Source organism: Vibrio sp. 03_296 (assembly GCF_002265885.1).
Map to the genome: position 1 here is coordinate 1 of NZ_NPKW01000025.1, position 12,301 is coordinate 12,301.

General features: G+C 47.5%; 14 protein-coding genes. 9 read left to right on the forward strand and 5 right to left on the reverse strand.

Annotation, left to right across the window (positions count from 1 at the left end; all coding sequences use genetic code 11):
* Positions 1 to 61 precede the first annotated feature (61 nt).
* The 8 genes from mlaF to CIK04_RS01820 all read left to right on the forward strand — a co-directional run bounded on the left by mlaF (position 62) and on the right by CIK04_RS01820 (position 5,492).
* Entirely contained in the window at positions 62 to 865 is an 804-nt protein-coding gene (gene mlaF, locus CIK04_RS01785; protein ID WP_011078763.1) for a phospholipid ABC transporter ATP-binding protein MlaF, read from the forward strand.
* Positions 858 to 1,646, forward strand: a complete 789-nt coding sequence (mlaE, locus tag CIK04_RS01790) for a lipid asymmetry maintenance ABC transporter permease subunit MlaE (protein ID WP_097353289.1) — start codon at positions 858 to 860, stop codon at positions 1,644 to 1,646. Before mlaF ends, mlaE begins: the two co-directional genes overlap by 8 nt.
* 2 nt (positions 1,647 to 1,648) lie before the next feature.
* Positions 1,649 to 2,137, forward strand: coding sequence for an outer membrane lipid asymmetry maintenance protein MlaD (gene mlaD, locus CIK04_RS01795; RefSeq protein WP_039546108.1), 489 nt, complete (start codon positions 1,649 to 1,651; stop codon positions 2,135 to 2,137).
* The gene (locus CIK04_RS01800) at positions 2,118 to 2,777 is read left to right on the forward strand and encodes a phospholipid-binding protein MlaC (RefSeq protein ID WP_045609489.1); all 660 of its coding nucleotides are present in this window, start codon (positions 2,118 to 2,120) and stop codon (positions 2,775 to 2,777) included. The genes mlaD and CIK04_RS01800 overlap by 20 nt, the downstream gene beginning before the upstream one ends.
* On the forward strand, positions 2,777 to 3,094 hold the full coding sequence (locus CIK04_RS01805) for a lipid asymmetry maintenance protein MlaB (RefSeq protein ID WP_097353290.1): 318 nt from the start codon (positions 2,777 to 2,779) through the stop codon (positions 3,092 to 3,094). Before CIK04_RS01800 ends, CIK04_RS01805 begins: the two co-directional genes overlap by 1 nt.
* Before the next feature lie 3 nt (positions 3,095 to 3,097).
* On the forward strand, positions 3,098 to 3,352 hold the full coding sequence (ibaG, locus tag CIK04_RS01810) for a BolA family iron metabolism protein IbaG (protein WP_011078758.1): 255 nt from the start codon (positions 3,098 to 3,100) through the stop codon (positions 3,350 to 3,352).
* A gap of 9 nt (positions 3,353 to 3,361) precedes the next feature.
* Positions 3,362 to 4,627 carry a UDP-N-acetylglucosamine 1-carboxyvinyltransferase gene (gene murA / locus CIK04_RS01815; RefSeq protein WP_011078757.1) on the forward strand — a complete coding sequence of 422 codons (1,266 nt, stop codon included), beginning with the start codon at positions 3,362 to 3,364 and terminating at the stop codon, positions 4,625 to 4,627.
* A 139-nt stretch (positions 4,628 to 4,766) separates the two neighbouring features.
* Entirely contained in the window at positions 4,767 to 5,492 is a 726-nt protein-coding gene (locus CIK04_RS01820; protein WP_011149387.1) for a 1-acylglycerol-3-phosphate O-acyltransferase, read from the forward strand.
* A gap of 84 nt (positions 5,493 to 5,576) precedes the next feature.
* Here CIK04_RS01820 and CIK04_RS01825 read toward each other — a convergent pair whose 3' ends face one another.
* The 4 genes from CIK04_RS01825 to argR form a co-directional block, all read right to left on the reverse strand.
* Entirely contained in the window at positions 5,577 to 6,014 is a 438-nt protein-coding gene (locus tag CIK04_RS01825) for a universal stress protein (protein WP_011078755.1), read from the reverse strand.
* Between the two features lie 78 nt (positions 6,015 to 6,092).
* Positions 6,093 to 8,672, reverse strand: a complete 2,580-nt coding sequence (locus CIK04_RS01830; RefSeq protein WP_086467211.1) for a TRAP transporter permease — start codon at positions 8,670 to 8,672, stop codon at positions 6,093 to 6,095.
* Between the two features lie 195 nt (positions 8,673 to 8,867).
* Complete coding sequence (locus CIK04_RS01835) at positions 8,868 to 9,836, reverse strand: TAXI family TRAP transporter solute-binding subunit (RefSeq protein WP_011078753.1); 969 nt, start codon at positions 9,834 to 9,836, stop codon at positions 8,868 to 8,870.
* Positions 9,837 to 10,201: 365 nt separating this feature from the next.
* A complete protein-coding gene (gene argR, locus CIK04_RS01840; protein WP_011078752.1) occupies positions 10,202 to 10,672 on the reverse strand; it encodes a transcriptional regulator ArgR in 471 nt (156 codons plus the stop codon).
* A gap of 372 nt (positions 10,673 to 11,044) precedes the next feature.
* Between argR and mdh the strand changes: the two genes are divergently transcribed.
* A complete protein-coding gene (gene mdh / locus CIK04_RS01845; protein WP_017789467.1) occupies positions 11,045 to 11,977 on the forward strand; it encodes a malate dehydrogenase in 933 nt (310 codons plus the stop codon).
* Between the two features lie 18 nt (positions 11,978 to 11,995).
* Here the strand turns inward: mdh and CIK04_RS33145 are convergent.
* Positions 11,996 to 12,301, reverse strand: a 306-nt coding sequence (locus CIK04_RS33145; protein ID WP_325205689.1) for a hypothetical protein, incomplete at its 5' end; no start/stop codon positions are given.

The window sequence follows — 12,301 nt, forward strand, 5'->3', positions numbered from 1 at the left end:
CCAATACGACACGAAGTGCGATAAAAACGCAGGGGAATACCTGAGTAAATAAAGAGAGAGTATGTCACACAACGATTTAGTAACGATTCATGGACTGACGTTTTCCCGTGGCCAACGTAAGATTTTCGACAACATCGATTTGCGTATTCCCAAAGGAAAAGTGACGGCCATCATGGGGCCATCTGGAATTGGAAAGACCACATTGCTTCGCCTGATTGGTGGGCAAATCTTGCCGGAAAGTGGTGAGATTTGGTTTGATGGTGTCAATATTCCTAGTTTGTCTCGCTCTAAGCTTTATCACGCCAGAAAAAAAATGAGCATGCTGTTTCAATCCGGCGCGCTGTTTACTGATCTCAATGTCTTCGATAACGTCGCCTTTCCTTTACGTGAACACACTCAGCTGAGTGACTCACTCATTCGCACTTTAGTACTATTGAAGCTTGAAGCGGTTGGCCTGAGAGGGGCTGCAGAACTAATGCCAAGTGAGTTATCTGGTGGCATGGCTCGTCGAGCTGCCCTAGCAAGAGCCATTGCGCTCGACCCTGAGCTGATCATGTATGACGAACCCTTTGTTGGTCAGGATCCGATCACCATGGGGGTGCTGGTTGAGTTGATTCGTAATTTGAACAGTGCCTTAGGGGTCACGGCCGTTGTCGTTTCTCATGATGTCCCGGAGGTGATGAGCATTGCTGATTGGGTGTATCTGCTGGCTGATGGCAAAGTGATTGCAAAAGGCACACCAGAGGAGCTGCGCAACAACAGCGATCCTCGTGTTCAACAATTTTTATTGGGTGAAGCGGATGGTCCTGTGCCGTTTCGTTTTCCCGCGCAACCCATAGAAAAGGATTTATTTCACGATGCCTAACTTAGTCGACATGATTTCAGCGCTCGGGCGTCGCTTCCTTAGCTTATGTCAATCATTTGGCAAGGCGAGCTTAATGCTTGCAGGTGCACTTGCGGGGAGACCACAACCGCGAAAAATGCTGCCACTATTGGTGAAGCAAATTTATAACGTGGGGGTGCAGTCTTTGGCCATCATCGTGGTCTCTGGGCTCTTCATTGGTATGGTGTTGAGTCTACAAGGCTACGTGATTTTGGTGGATTACGGCGCAGAAGGCAGCCTAGGGCAAATGGTCGCGCTGTCGTTATTGCGTGAGCTAGGGCCAGTTGTGACGGCATTGTTGTTTGCCGGGCGAGCGGGCTCTGCACTCACGGCTGAAATTGGCCTGATGAAAGCGACAGAGCAGCTTTCTAGTATGGAAATGATGGCGGTTGACCCACTTAAAAGAATCATAGCGCCAAGGTTGTGGGCTGGCATTATCTCGATGCCGCTGTTGGCGATGATCTTCATGGCCGTGGGTATTTGGGGCGGCCAATTGGTGGGTGTTGACTGGAAAGGCATCGACCACGGCAGTTTTTGGTCTGCCATGCAAGCTTCGGTGGAGTTAGGGCAAGATATTGGTAACAGCATGATCAAGTGTGTGGTTTTTGCCATTACCGTGACTTGGATTGCGCTCTTTAATGGTTACGATGCTATTCCAACTTCGGAAGGCATCAGCCGTGCGACGACTCGCACGGTGGTTCACTCTTCTTTAGCGGTGTTGGGGCTGGATTTTGTCCTCACTGCGTTGATGTTTGGGAATTAAACATGCAACAAACACGTAAAACAGAATTATGGGTTGGCAGCTTTGTCTTGGCGGGAATTTGCGCAATTCTGGTCATGATTTTTCAAGTCGCTGACGTAAAGGGGCTGGGCTCGGGCAATACTTACATGCTCAAAGCACAGTTTGACAACATCGGTAGTCTTAAAGTGCGCTCGCCTGTGAAGGTGGGAGGGGTTGTGATTGGACGCGTATCCGACATTTCGTTGAATCCTGAAACCTTAGTCCCTGTCGTATCGCTGTCGATCAACAGTCTCTACAACCAGTTTCCGGAGACCTCGAGTGTGCAGATACTGACATCCGGCTTGATTGGTGAGCAGTACATCGGCTTAGTACCAGGATTCGTTTTTGAAGATGAGCAGATGCTTAAAGATGGTGACTTTATTGAAGACACCAAATCGGCGTTGGTATTGGAAGATTTGATTGGCCAAGTGCTCTATAGCGTCGGAAACAAAGATGAAACTAAGAAGGAATAATTCGATGAAACGATTCTTTTTGACCTGTCTCTCGCTGTTGATGTCACTTAATGTATTGGCGAGCACGGCAGTGGACAAAGCCGATCCGTATCAAATGATGAAGCAGGTTTCAGAGCAGGCCTTTGCGCGTTTGAAGGCAGAGCAGCCTAAAATTCAGCAAGATCCTGACTACCTCAAAGTGGTGGTAGAAGAAGAGCTGATGCCGTACGTGAATGAAAAGTACGCGGCACTTAAGTTATTGGGTACAAATCTCAAAGGGGCAAAGCGTGAAGACGTCACAGCGTTTATTGACGCGTTTCGAGCGTACTTAGTGAGCTCTTATGCGCAGGTATTGACGCAATACACGGATCAGAAAATTCTCTTTGGCCCGGAATCGAAGGTGGAAGAAGATCAGCGCATCACCAGTGTGAAAGTTGATATCATTGATACCCCCCGTCCAAACATTAAGCTAGAGTTCAAATTGCGTCGTGAGAATAACGGCGATTGGCTCGCTTTTGATATGGTTGCCGAAGGGATCAGTTTACTCTCCAGCAAGCAGTCGGAGTGGAATGGTAAAATTCGCCAAGATGGTATTCTTTCCGTCGCCAACGAGCTGGAAGTATTAGCGAAACAACCGATTCGTTTTGAGGCAAAAAACTGATGTCACACCCACAATGGCAGCAATCGACAGACGAGAAAGTCAGCTTAAGTGGTAATTTGGATCGTGAACAAGTGCCATCACTGTGGCGTTTTGTTCAGACTTGGAAGCCGAGACATAGTCAGGTGGAATTCTCACTAAAAACCGTACAACGGGTGGATTCTGCCGGAATGGTGATGCTAATTCACTTATTTGAGCATGCAAAAAAGCAAAACTGTCATATAATGCTGAGCTTTGTGCCAGCGCAACTGCGCACACTGTTTCAGTTAAGCAACGTTGAAGACGTGGTTGCCAAACATATTCAAAGTTATCAGGGGTAAATTGTGGATAGCGCAAAAGTACAACAGTTACTAGAAGAAGCACTCAACCTTGAAGAGTTGCATGTAAAAGGTGAAGGTAGCCACTATGAAGTGGTCGCTGTTGATGCTTGTTTCGAAGGAATGAGCCGCGTTAAGAAGCAACAGCTGATCTACAAACCACTCATGGACTACATCCAACGCAATGATATTCATGCCTTGTCGATCAAAGCATACACGCCTGCCGAATGGGCACGTGACAAGAAACTGATGTCTCTTTAAGGTTTTATAATGGAAAAGTTCCGTGTAATTGGGTCGACTCAGCCATTGGTGGGTGAGGTGACTATTTCAGGTGCCAAAAACGCTGCACTGCCGATTTTATTTGCGTCGATTCTGGCTGAAGAGCCAGTTGAAGTGGCCAATGTGCCGCATCTTCGAGATATTGATACCACCATGGAGCTGTTAAAGCGCCTTGGTGCCAAAGTGGAACGCAATGGTTCCGTTCATGTTGACCCTAGCTCTATCGATGAATATTGCGCGCCTTATGATTTGGTGAAAACCATGCGTGCGTCGATTTGGGCATTGGGGCCGCTTGTTGCTCGTTTTGGTCAAGGACAAGTGTCTCTTCCGGGTGGGTGTGCGATCGGTGCGCGTCCCGTGGACTTACATATTACGGGTCTAGAGCAGCTTGGTGCGACCATCACGTTAGAAGATGGTTACGTTAAAGCGCATGTCGACGGCCGCCTACAAGGCGCACACATTGTGATGGATAAAGTGAGCGTAGGTGCCACCATTACGATTATGTGCGCAGCCACACTTGCCGAAGGCACGACGGTTTTAGATAACGCAGCGCGTGAGCCAGAAATCGTCGATACTGCGAAATTCCTCAACACGCTTGGGGCTAAAATCAGCGGTGCAGGCACTGACACCATCACCATTGAAGGTGTTGAGCGTCTGGGTGGTGGTAAGCATGCCGTTGTGGCAGATCGCATCGAAACGGGGACTTTCCTTGTCGCTGCGGCGGTGTCTGGCGGTAAAGTCGTTTGCCACAATACGCAAGCGCATTTACTTGAAGCCGTGTTGGCGAAGTTGGAAGAAGCGGGTGCGCTTGTTGAAACTGGCGAAGATTGGATTTCTGTTGATATGACCGGTAGAGAGCTCAAAGCGGTCAATATCCGCACGGCGCCTCATCCGGGTTTCCCAACCGATATGCAAGCACAGTTTACCTTGCTGAATATGATGGCCAAAGGTGGTGGTGTGATCACTGAAACCATCTTTGAGAACCGTTTCATGCATGTTCCAGAGCTAAAACGTATGGGCGCAAAAGCGGAGATTGAAGGCAACACGGTCATCTGTGGTGATGTGGAGCGTTTGAGCGCTGCACAAGTGATGGCGACTGATCTACGAGCGTCAGCCAGCTTAGTGATTGCAGGTTGTATCGCTAAGGGGGAAACCATCGTTGATCGTATTTACCACATTGACCGCGGCTACGACAAAATCGAGAACAAGCTTAATGCACTGGGTGCAAAGATTGAGCGTTTTCGTGAGTCAAACTAAACTGCGTTGATACCAATATAGCCGAAACACAGGTTTCGGCTTTTTTATATTTTTGAAGTTGTTTTTGTCAGAGAAGTGGAGCGTAACTTTCAATATCTTGAGAGTGCAATGCCGATCTGAATGAATACCGGAGTTATAAATGATTGCTCTAGTGCGTTTATTAGCAACGGCGTTATTTGCTGTTGTGATGTTCGTTTTTGGTTGTGGCTACTGTTTACTTAGCCCTCGAAATCCTAAGCATGTGTTCACCTTTGGCCGTCTGTTTGCCAAAATGTCGCGTGTATTTGGCATTAAGCTGGAACTGCGTCTTCCTGAAGATGCCTACCAACGTGGCCAACATATCTACATTGCCAACCATCAAAATAACTGGGACCTCTTTACCGTATCTGCGGCAGTGACACCCAAAGTTGTCACGGTAGGCAAAAAGAGCCTAGCGTGGTTACCGCTGTTTGGACAGCTTTACTGGCTGACGGGTAACATCTTGATTGACCGTGCGAATAAAACCAAAGCCAAAGGGACGATTGATCAGGTAGTGGCAAGCATGAAAGCAAGTGAAGTCTCGGTATGGATGTTTCCTGAAGGTACACGCTCACGCGGTCGTGGCCTCATGCCTTTCAAAACGGGCGCTTTTCACGCTGCGATTGGCGCTGGCGTGCCGATTATCCCGATCGTATGTAGCTCAACGGATCAACTGAAATTGAATCGTTGGAATAATGGCCACGTGATTGTCGAAATGTTGGATCCCATTAGCACCGAAGGTTATGGCAAAGAGCATATTCGCGAGCTTGCAGAAATCTGTCGCGAAAAGATGAAAGCCAAATTAGAAAGTTTGGATGAAGAAGTGAAGTTACGTAATCAGCAATGATTCACTTAAAAATCGATGGTTAAAATAAAAAGGATGTCATATGACATCCTTTTTTGTTCCGGCCTAACTGAGTAAAATTCGGGACTAAGCTTGCGGTTTGACCACCAATACGTTAATGGGTGAGTTCTCAACCACTTTACTGGCGACGGAACCGAGCACCACTTTATCGATTTTTGAGCGTTTGTGGCTTGGCATGATAATCAAATCAGCCCCCAGCTTTTCAGCGTACTCTAAGATAGTGGCGTAAGGTTTGCCTTCGGCAACATGGACCTTGTAGACAATTTCATCGGCGATGTGTTGATCAGCAAAGTTCTTAAGTTGCTGCACCACATCTTGTTTCATTTTCTGTGCCGCATCTTTAGGGAAGTAGCTCGCCACCATCGACATGTGAATGCCGGGCAATACGTTGAGCAAATGTAATTGAGCATTGGCTTGGCGCGCGTGCCACACCGCGAGCTCAACGGCTCTATCTGAAAAACCTTTATCGTTCAGATCGACGGGAACAAGAATCTGTTTGTACATGGTATGATCTCTATTGTTGTTATTTCAGCATACTGTTTTGAGATAAATATAGCCCCGATTTCACGGGGCTATTGATGTTTACGCTTGAATGATTTGAGATCGAATTCGGCGTTTCTGATTTGCTGCCATGAAAATAAGGATCAGCAAACAAGGGACAAACACCCATTCTTTCATTGGTCGATCTGCTTCTTCTACCACCCATTTGATTTCCCAATCGAAATCGATACCGGAGGCTTCAGCAGGGCTGTCAAATTCAACCATATCAACCAGCATCTTGCCTTGATCTTCAACGAGGGAAAGCCCCATCGACTGAAGACGTTCAAGTGCGGTTGTCGCATTATCATCAAAAGGTAAACGGACCGTCTTTTCAGTGAAATCACCTTCTAGATTGGTACCAGCTACACGAAGCTCCAGTGATTGTCCTACATCTAGCTTCTGAGTGATTTGCTCTATCTCAATACCTGGTGAAAGAACTTTGGCTGGGTAAATCATGTCCCACCAGAAGCCTGGACGGAAGAACGAGAACGTAAGTATGAGCAGTAACAGCGTTTCCCACCATTTGTTTTTGGTGAACCACCAGCCTTGTGTGGCCGCGGAGAAGATCAGCATGGCGATAATCGAGGAGAGTATCGTTAATAGCAAGTGCCACCAAGTATCAATGCCCATCAACAAGAGCTGAGTATTGAAGACAAACATGAATGGCAAGATAGCGGTACGAATGTCGTAGGCAAACCCTTGGATACCGGTACGGATCGGGTCGGATTTCGCAATCGCAGCTGCAGCAAACGCAGCTAAGCCAACTGGAGGGGTATCATCGGCCAAAATACCAAAATAGAACACAAACAGGTGGACGGCGATAAGTGGAATGATCAAGCCGTGCTGAGCGCCTAGCGTGACGATCACTGGCGCCATCAAGGTCGACACCACAATGTAGTTCGCGGTTGTAGGAAGTCCCATGCCGAGGATCAAACTGATCACTGCGGTGAAGATCAGCATCATGATCACGCTGCCGCCGGAAATGAACTCAACAAAATCGGTCATGACCAAACCGATCCCGGTTAGGGTCACCACGCCAACGACGGTACCCGCAGCGGCGGTTGCGACACCGATGCCAATCATATTGCGAGCGCCCGATACTAAGCTCTCTAACAGATCTGTCCAACCAGCCTTGGTTTGCTGTGCAATGTCGTCACTCTTGTTCATCAACGCCATCAAAGGACGTTGAGTGAGAAGAATAAAGATCATGAACACCGTCGCCCAAAACGCTGAAAGGCCAGGAGAAAAGCGCTCAACGGTGAGACACCAAACAAGCACAACAATCGGAAGCAGGAAGTGCAAACCCGATTTGATCGTCGGTCCTGGGTCGGGCACTTCGGTCAGTTCTGCATCGATCTCCAATGCGCCATCTTGCGCATGATTGGCGGAAATTTTGACTAAGCCCACGTAGGCAACCAGTAAGGCAATGGTCACCATGGGTGTCGCGGCATCACCAAAGACATCCTTGGTCCAACCGATGCCGTAGTAAACCACCGCGCTGATGACACACAGTCCTAAAATCGTACCCGTAAAGGAGAGCAAGCTTTGCACTAAAGTTGGGTTATGGCGGCGGGGTAAGCCTGTCATACCTGCTTTACACGCTTCTAAGTGAACAATATAAATCAGCGCAATATAAGAAATTAAGGCTGGCAGAATGGCCGCTTTAATGACTTCGACGTAAGAAATACCAACGTATTCCACCATCAAGAAAGCTGCAGCTCCCATGATCGGCGGCGTTAATTGCCCATTGGTTGATGCCGCAACTTCAACAGCCCCCGCTTTGGTGCCTGGAAACCCAACTCGTTTCATTAAGGGAATCGTAAATGTCCCTGTCGTCACTACGTTCGCGATGGAAGAACCAGAAACAAGCCCTGATAAACCGGAGGCGACGACGGCTGCTTTGGCTGGGCCACCACGCATGTGACCGAGCAATGAGAAGGCGACTTTAATAAAGTATGCCCCCGCACCTGCGCGTTCCAGCATGGCACCAAAAAGTACAAACAAGAACACAAACGAGGTGGATACGCCAAGTGCAACACCGAACACGCCTTCTGTGGTCAACCATAAATGGGACATCGCTTTGTTGATGCTTGCCCCTTTATGGGCAATAACATCCGGCATGTAGGGACCGGCAAAGGTATAAAAGAGAAAAAGAGCGGCCACGAGCATTAAAGGAGGGCCTAATGCTCTGCGAGTGGCTTCAAGCAACAGCACCATGCCAGTGACTGCTACCACAACATCCATCGTCGTTGGAGCGCCTGAACGGCCAGCAAGCTCGGTGTAGAAGATGTAGATGTAAGAAGCAGAGAAACTGCCGAGCAAAGCCAATACCCAATCGAGGGCAGGGATGTGCTCTCTAGGTGAGCTTTTCAGCGCAGGGTAAGCAGTGAAAGCAAGAAAGATAGCAAAGGTTAAATGTACAGCTCGTGCCTGCGTGTCATTAAGAACGGCGAAATCGAAAATAAAGGGTAGCGGTGAAGCGTACCATAATTGAAACAATGACCAGCAAAGTGGAACAAACCAGAGGATTCGTCCCTGTAACCCTGCCGGGTTACGTGCGCCAGTATCGGCTTGAGCCACCATTTCTTGCACATCTTGTGACGGAGTGGTATTCGTCGTCATGTACGTTTCCTTGTTATTGATGGTCTAGTTGATGCTGTTACCCTTCCGACTCTGAACTCGGAGAGGGCAGTGAACTCAATGCTGTCTGAATTAATGAGATTGTAACGGCAAATCAGACAACAGAATGATTGAAGTCGGGATCAGGATTGAATCGCAGGCAGGAAGATGGCCTTCCTGCCTGAATCGTGGTGTTGCTTATTTCAGCAGACCCACTTCTTTGTAGTATTTCACTGCACCTGGGTGTAGTGGGATAGAAATACCAGCGCTCACCATATCCTCTTTCTTAAGGGTAGCAAACGCAGGGTGTAGACGTTTGAAGGTATCGAAGTTCTCGAATACCGCTTTCGCCACGTTGTAAGCCACGTCGTCAGACACATCGGCAGTGGTGACAAGCGTTGCCGCCACACCAAAGCTCTTCACGTCTTTATCAGTGCCACGGTACATACCCGCAGGCACGGTGCTGTAAGCGTAGTATGGGTTGTCAGCAACAATTTTGTCGATCTGTGGGCCTGTCGCGGACACCAATTTTGCGTCACAAGACGTAGTCGCTTCTTTGATTGAGCCATTTGGGTGACCAACCATGTAAATAAATGCGTCGATCTTGTTGTCACATAGAGCTTGTGAACGCTCAGAACCTTTTAGCTCTGACGCTAGCTTGAAGCTGTCGTTGTTCCAACCCATAGCATCCATCACCACGCTCATCGTTGCGTGGTCGCCCGAACCAGGGTTACCGATATTGACGCGCTTGCCTTTCAGATCTTCAAGCTTGTCGATGCCTGCGTCTGAACGTGCAATGATGTTAAAAGGTTCGGTATGAAGAGAGAACATGGCACGCAGTTTAGTGTAAGGGCCTTGCTCTTCAAATTTACTAGTGCCTTTGTAGCCATGGTATTGCCAGTCAGACTGAACGATACCAAAGTCCAACTCGCCAGAGCGGATGGTATTGACGTTGTAGATCGAACCGCCCGTTGATTCTACAGAACAACGGATATTGTGATCTTTACGATCTTTGTTGACCAGTTTACAGATGGCGCCACCCGTAGGGTAGTAAACACCCGTCACTGAACCTGTACCAATCGTAATAAATTCTTGAGCGTGAACCGCACCTGCGCCCATAACGGCAGCAGCAATTGCACCCACTTTAATCAGCGTATTTAATGCCATGAATGTTCCTTCCTTTATCCATTATTAACCCAGAAGCATAACAAATTATCTTCAGGGGTTTCCTGTTTGGAAACGGCATCTTTTCCAATCCAATCGTTTGGAAAAGTGGCGGAATAATAACAAATAATTGGCAGATAATTATACAATTGTTAAAACTTATAGCGAAAAAATCTAAGGAAAGAGAATAGGAGTGATGTTTTTTTAGCGTTAGGTTCTTTTAGATCAATGAGTTAAATTGATGCTTGCCTTGGTAGATATTTGGTTAAATGCGTGAATTAGATCACGAACAATTAACGCGTATTTGAATGCGTTTCAAACAAAATGCTCACCATAGCATCGCTAAAGTGAGCATTGTTTACCGTTAGTTAGCCCGCGTATTCAAACAATTCGCAGACCGATTTAAACAGTTGTTCTGTCGTGATTGTTAGGGTAGGGGTAATGAAGATGGTGTCATCACCTGCCACCACGCCAAGGATGCCTTCCGATTTACCAAGAGAATCGAGCATACGGGCAATAAGCTGTGCCGCACCAGGGCCAGTATGGATGACCACTAATGCTTGGTTATGATCAACATCTAAAACCAATTCACGCAAAGAACTGCTGACGGTCGGAACACCCAGTTCGGTGGGTAGGCAGTAAACCATTTCCATTTTCGCATTGCGGGTACGAACGGCACCAAACTTGGTCAGCATGCGAGAAACTTTAGATTGGTTAATGTTTTCAAAGCCTTCTTGTTTTAGGGCTTCAACAATTTCACCTTGAGAACCAAAGCGTTCTTCTTTCAATAAAGCTTTAAAAGCGCGTACTAGGTTGTCTTGTTTTTCTGATGGGCGCATAAAATCCACATTCCATTTCTTAACGTTTTGCATATTTTCGCATAGATATTCACTCAGTGCCAAAAGCTGATTGCAATCTGTTAGTTGTATCACTGTAAATTTTAAACAGATTACTGTCCGATTAGCGCAGTGAATGGCGAACAAAGCAAGAAATGTAGTCAATTTCTTTCATGCTTAAGCCTTTGTCATACCTACAATTTATGTGGATAATGGCCGAGGTGAATGTGGCACGCGATAATCGAGTTGCGCAAGGTCGCAAAGCGAGCGTTAATTGATTGTAATCAAGTTGTAATTGCTATAGCGTTCTACACAGTTGTTTACAAAATACCCTACTAAAACGTCTATAAGAGATCGCTCTCAAGGAGAACTACAATGAAAGTAGCTGTTATTGGTGCCGCTGGTGGCATCGGTCAAGCCCTAGCTCTTTTACTGAAAAACCGCCTTCCAGCGGGTTCTGATTTAGCCCTATATGATATTGCTCCGGTTACTCCGGGTGTTGCTGCAGACCTAAGCCACATCCCTACCCCCGTTTCGATCAAAGGTTATGCCGGTGAAGATCCAACGCCAGCACTAGAAGGTGCTGATGTGGTTCTTATTTCTGCTGGTGTTGCGCGTAAGCCAGGTATGGATCGTGCGGATCTATTTAATGTCAATGCTGGTATCGTCAAATCACTTGCTGAGCGCATTGCCGTGGTTTGTCCAAATGCTTGTATTGGTATCATCACCAACCCTGTGAACACCACAGTGCCAATTGCAGCAGAAGTGCTGAAAAAAGCGGGTGTTTATGACAAGCGTAAACTTTTTGGTGTGACGACGTTGGATGTGATCCGTTCAGAAACGTTTGTTGCTGAGCTGAAAGGTCAAGATCCAGGTGAAGTCCGTGTACCAGTGATCGGCGGTCACTCTGGTGTGACGATTCTGCCTCTTCTTTCTCAAGTGGAAGGTGTCGAATTCAGCGACGAAGAAATCGCAGCCCTAACCAAACGTATCCAAAATGCAGGTACTGAAGTGGTTGAAGCGAAAGCGGGTGGCGGTAGTGCAACACTTTCAATGGGTCAGGCTGCGTGTCGCTTTGGTCTTGCGCTCGTGAAAGCACTGCAGGGTGAAGAAGTGATCGAATACGCTTACGTTGAAGGTAACGGCGAGCACGCTAGCTTCTTTGCACAGCCAGTGAAACTTGGCAAAGATGGTGTTGAAGAAATTCTACCTTACGGTGAGTTAAGTGATTTCGAAAAAGCGGCTCTCGATGGCATGCTAGAAACGCTTAACGGTGACATTCAAATTGGTGTGGACTTCGTAAAGTAAGCCAGCGAATGTGAATGGTCAGAAAAACAAAGCCGATCGTTGGATCGGCTTTTTTGTTTGCCCAGCGAAGCTGGCAAACCCGTCGGGTTGAAAGAAGCCCGAATCGCCCTGACTGAGGGGAAGATAATCCGAATTGCAAGGGCGTTGCTGGCCAACGGCAGGGTCTGAAGGAAGCAATAGGAAGTTAACAGTACACAACGTAAGTGAACCTGCTTCGGCAGCATAGGTGGGTAAGCGTCCGAAACATCGCAAAGCCCAATACTCAGTCAGACCTATGCTGTGCTTGAGGGTGGCATTGTTAACAGGGAGCCAGTGCAGTAACTG

What these genes read in the sequence shown, in the direction of transcription:
- mlaF (WP_011078763.1), top strand. Translation starts at nt 62, where the DNA reads ATGTCACACAACGATTTAGTAACGATTCATGGACTGACGTTTTCCCGT.
- mlaE (WP_097353289.1), top strand. Translation starts at nt 858, where the DNA reads ATGCCTAACTTAGTCGACATGATTTCAGCGCTCGGGCGTCGCTTCCTT.
- mlaD (WP_039546108.1), top strand. Translation starts at nt 1,649, where the DNA reads ATGCAACAAACACGTAAAACAGAATTATGGGTTGGCAGCTTTGTCTTG.
- CIK04_RS01800 (WP_045609489.1), top strand. Translation starts at nt 2,118, where the DNA reads ATGAAACTAAGAAGGAATAATTCGATGAAACGATTCTTTTTGACCTGT.
- CIK04_RS01805 (WP_097353290.1), top strand. Translation starts at nt 2,777, where the DNA reads ATGTCACACCCACAATGGCAGCAATCGACAGACGAGAAAGTCAGCTTA.
- murA (WP_011078757.1), top strand. Translation starts at nt 3,362, where the DNA reads ATGGAAAAGTTCCGTGTAATTGGGTCGACTCAGCCATTGGTGGGTGAG.
- CIK04_RS01820 (WP_011149387.1), top strand. Translation starts at nt 4,767, where the DNA reads ATGATTGCTCTAGTGCGTTTATTAGCAACGGCGTTATTTGCTGTTGTG.
- CIK04_RS01825 (WP_011078755.1), bottom strand. Translation starts at nt 6,014, where the DNA reads ATGTACAAACAGATTCTTGTTCCCGTCGATCTGAACGATAAAGGTTTT.
- CIK04_RS01830 (WP_086467211.1), bottom strand. Translation starts at nt 8,672, where the DNA reads ATGACGACGAATACCACTCCGTCACAAGATGTGCAAGAAATGGTGGCT.
- CIK04_RS01835 (WP_011078753.1), bottom strand. Translation starts at nt 9,836, where the DNA reads ATGGCATTAAATACGCTGATTAAAGTGGGTGCAATTGCTGCTGCCGTT.
- argR (WP_011078752.1), bottom strand. Translation starts at nt 10,672, where the DNA reads ATGCGCCCATCAGAAAAACAAGACAACCTAGTACGCGCTTTTAAAGCT.
- mdh (WP_017789467.1), top strand. Translation starts at nt 11,045, where the DNA reads ATGAAAGTAGCTGTTATTGGTGCCGCTGGTGGCATCGGTCAAGCCCTA.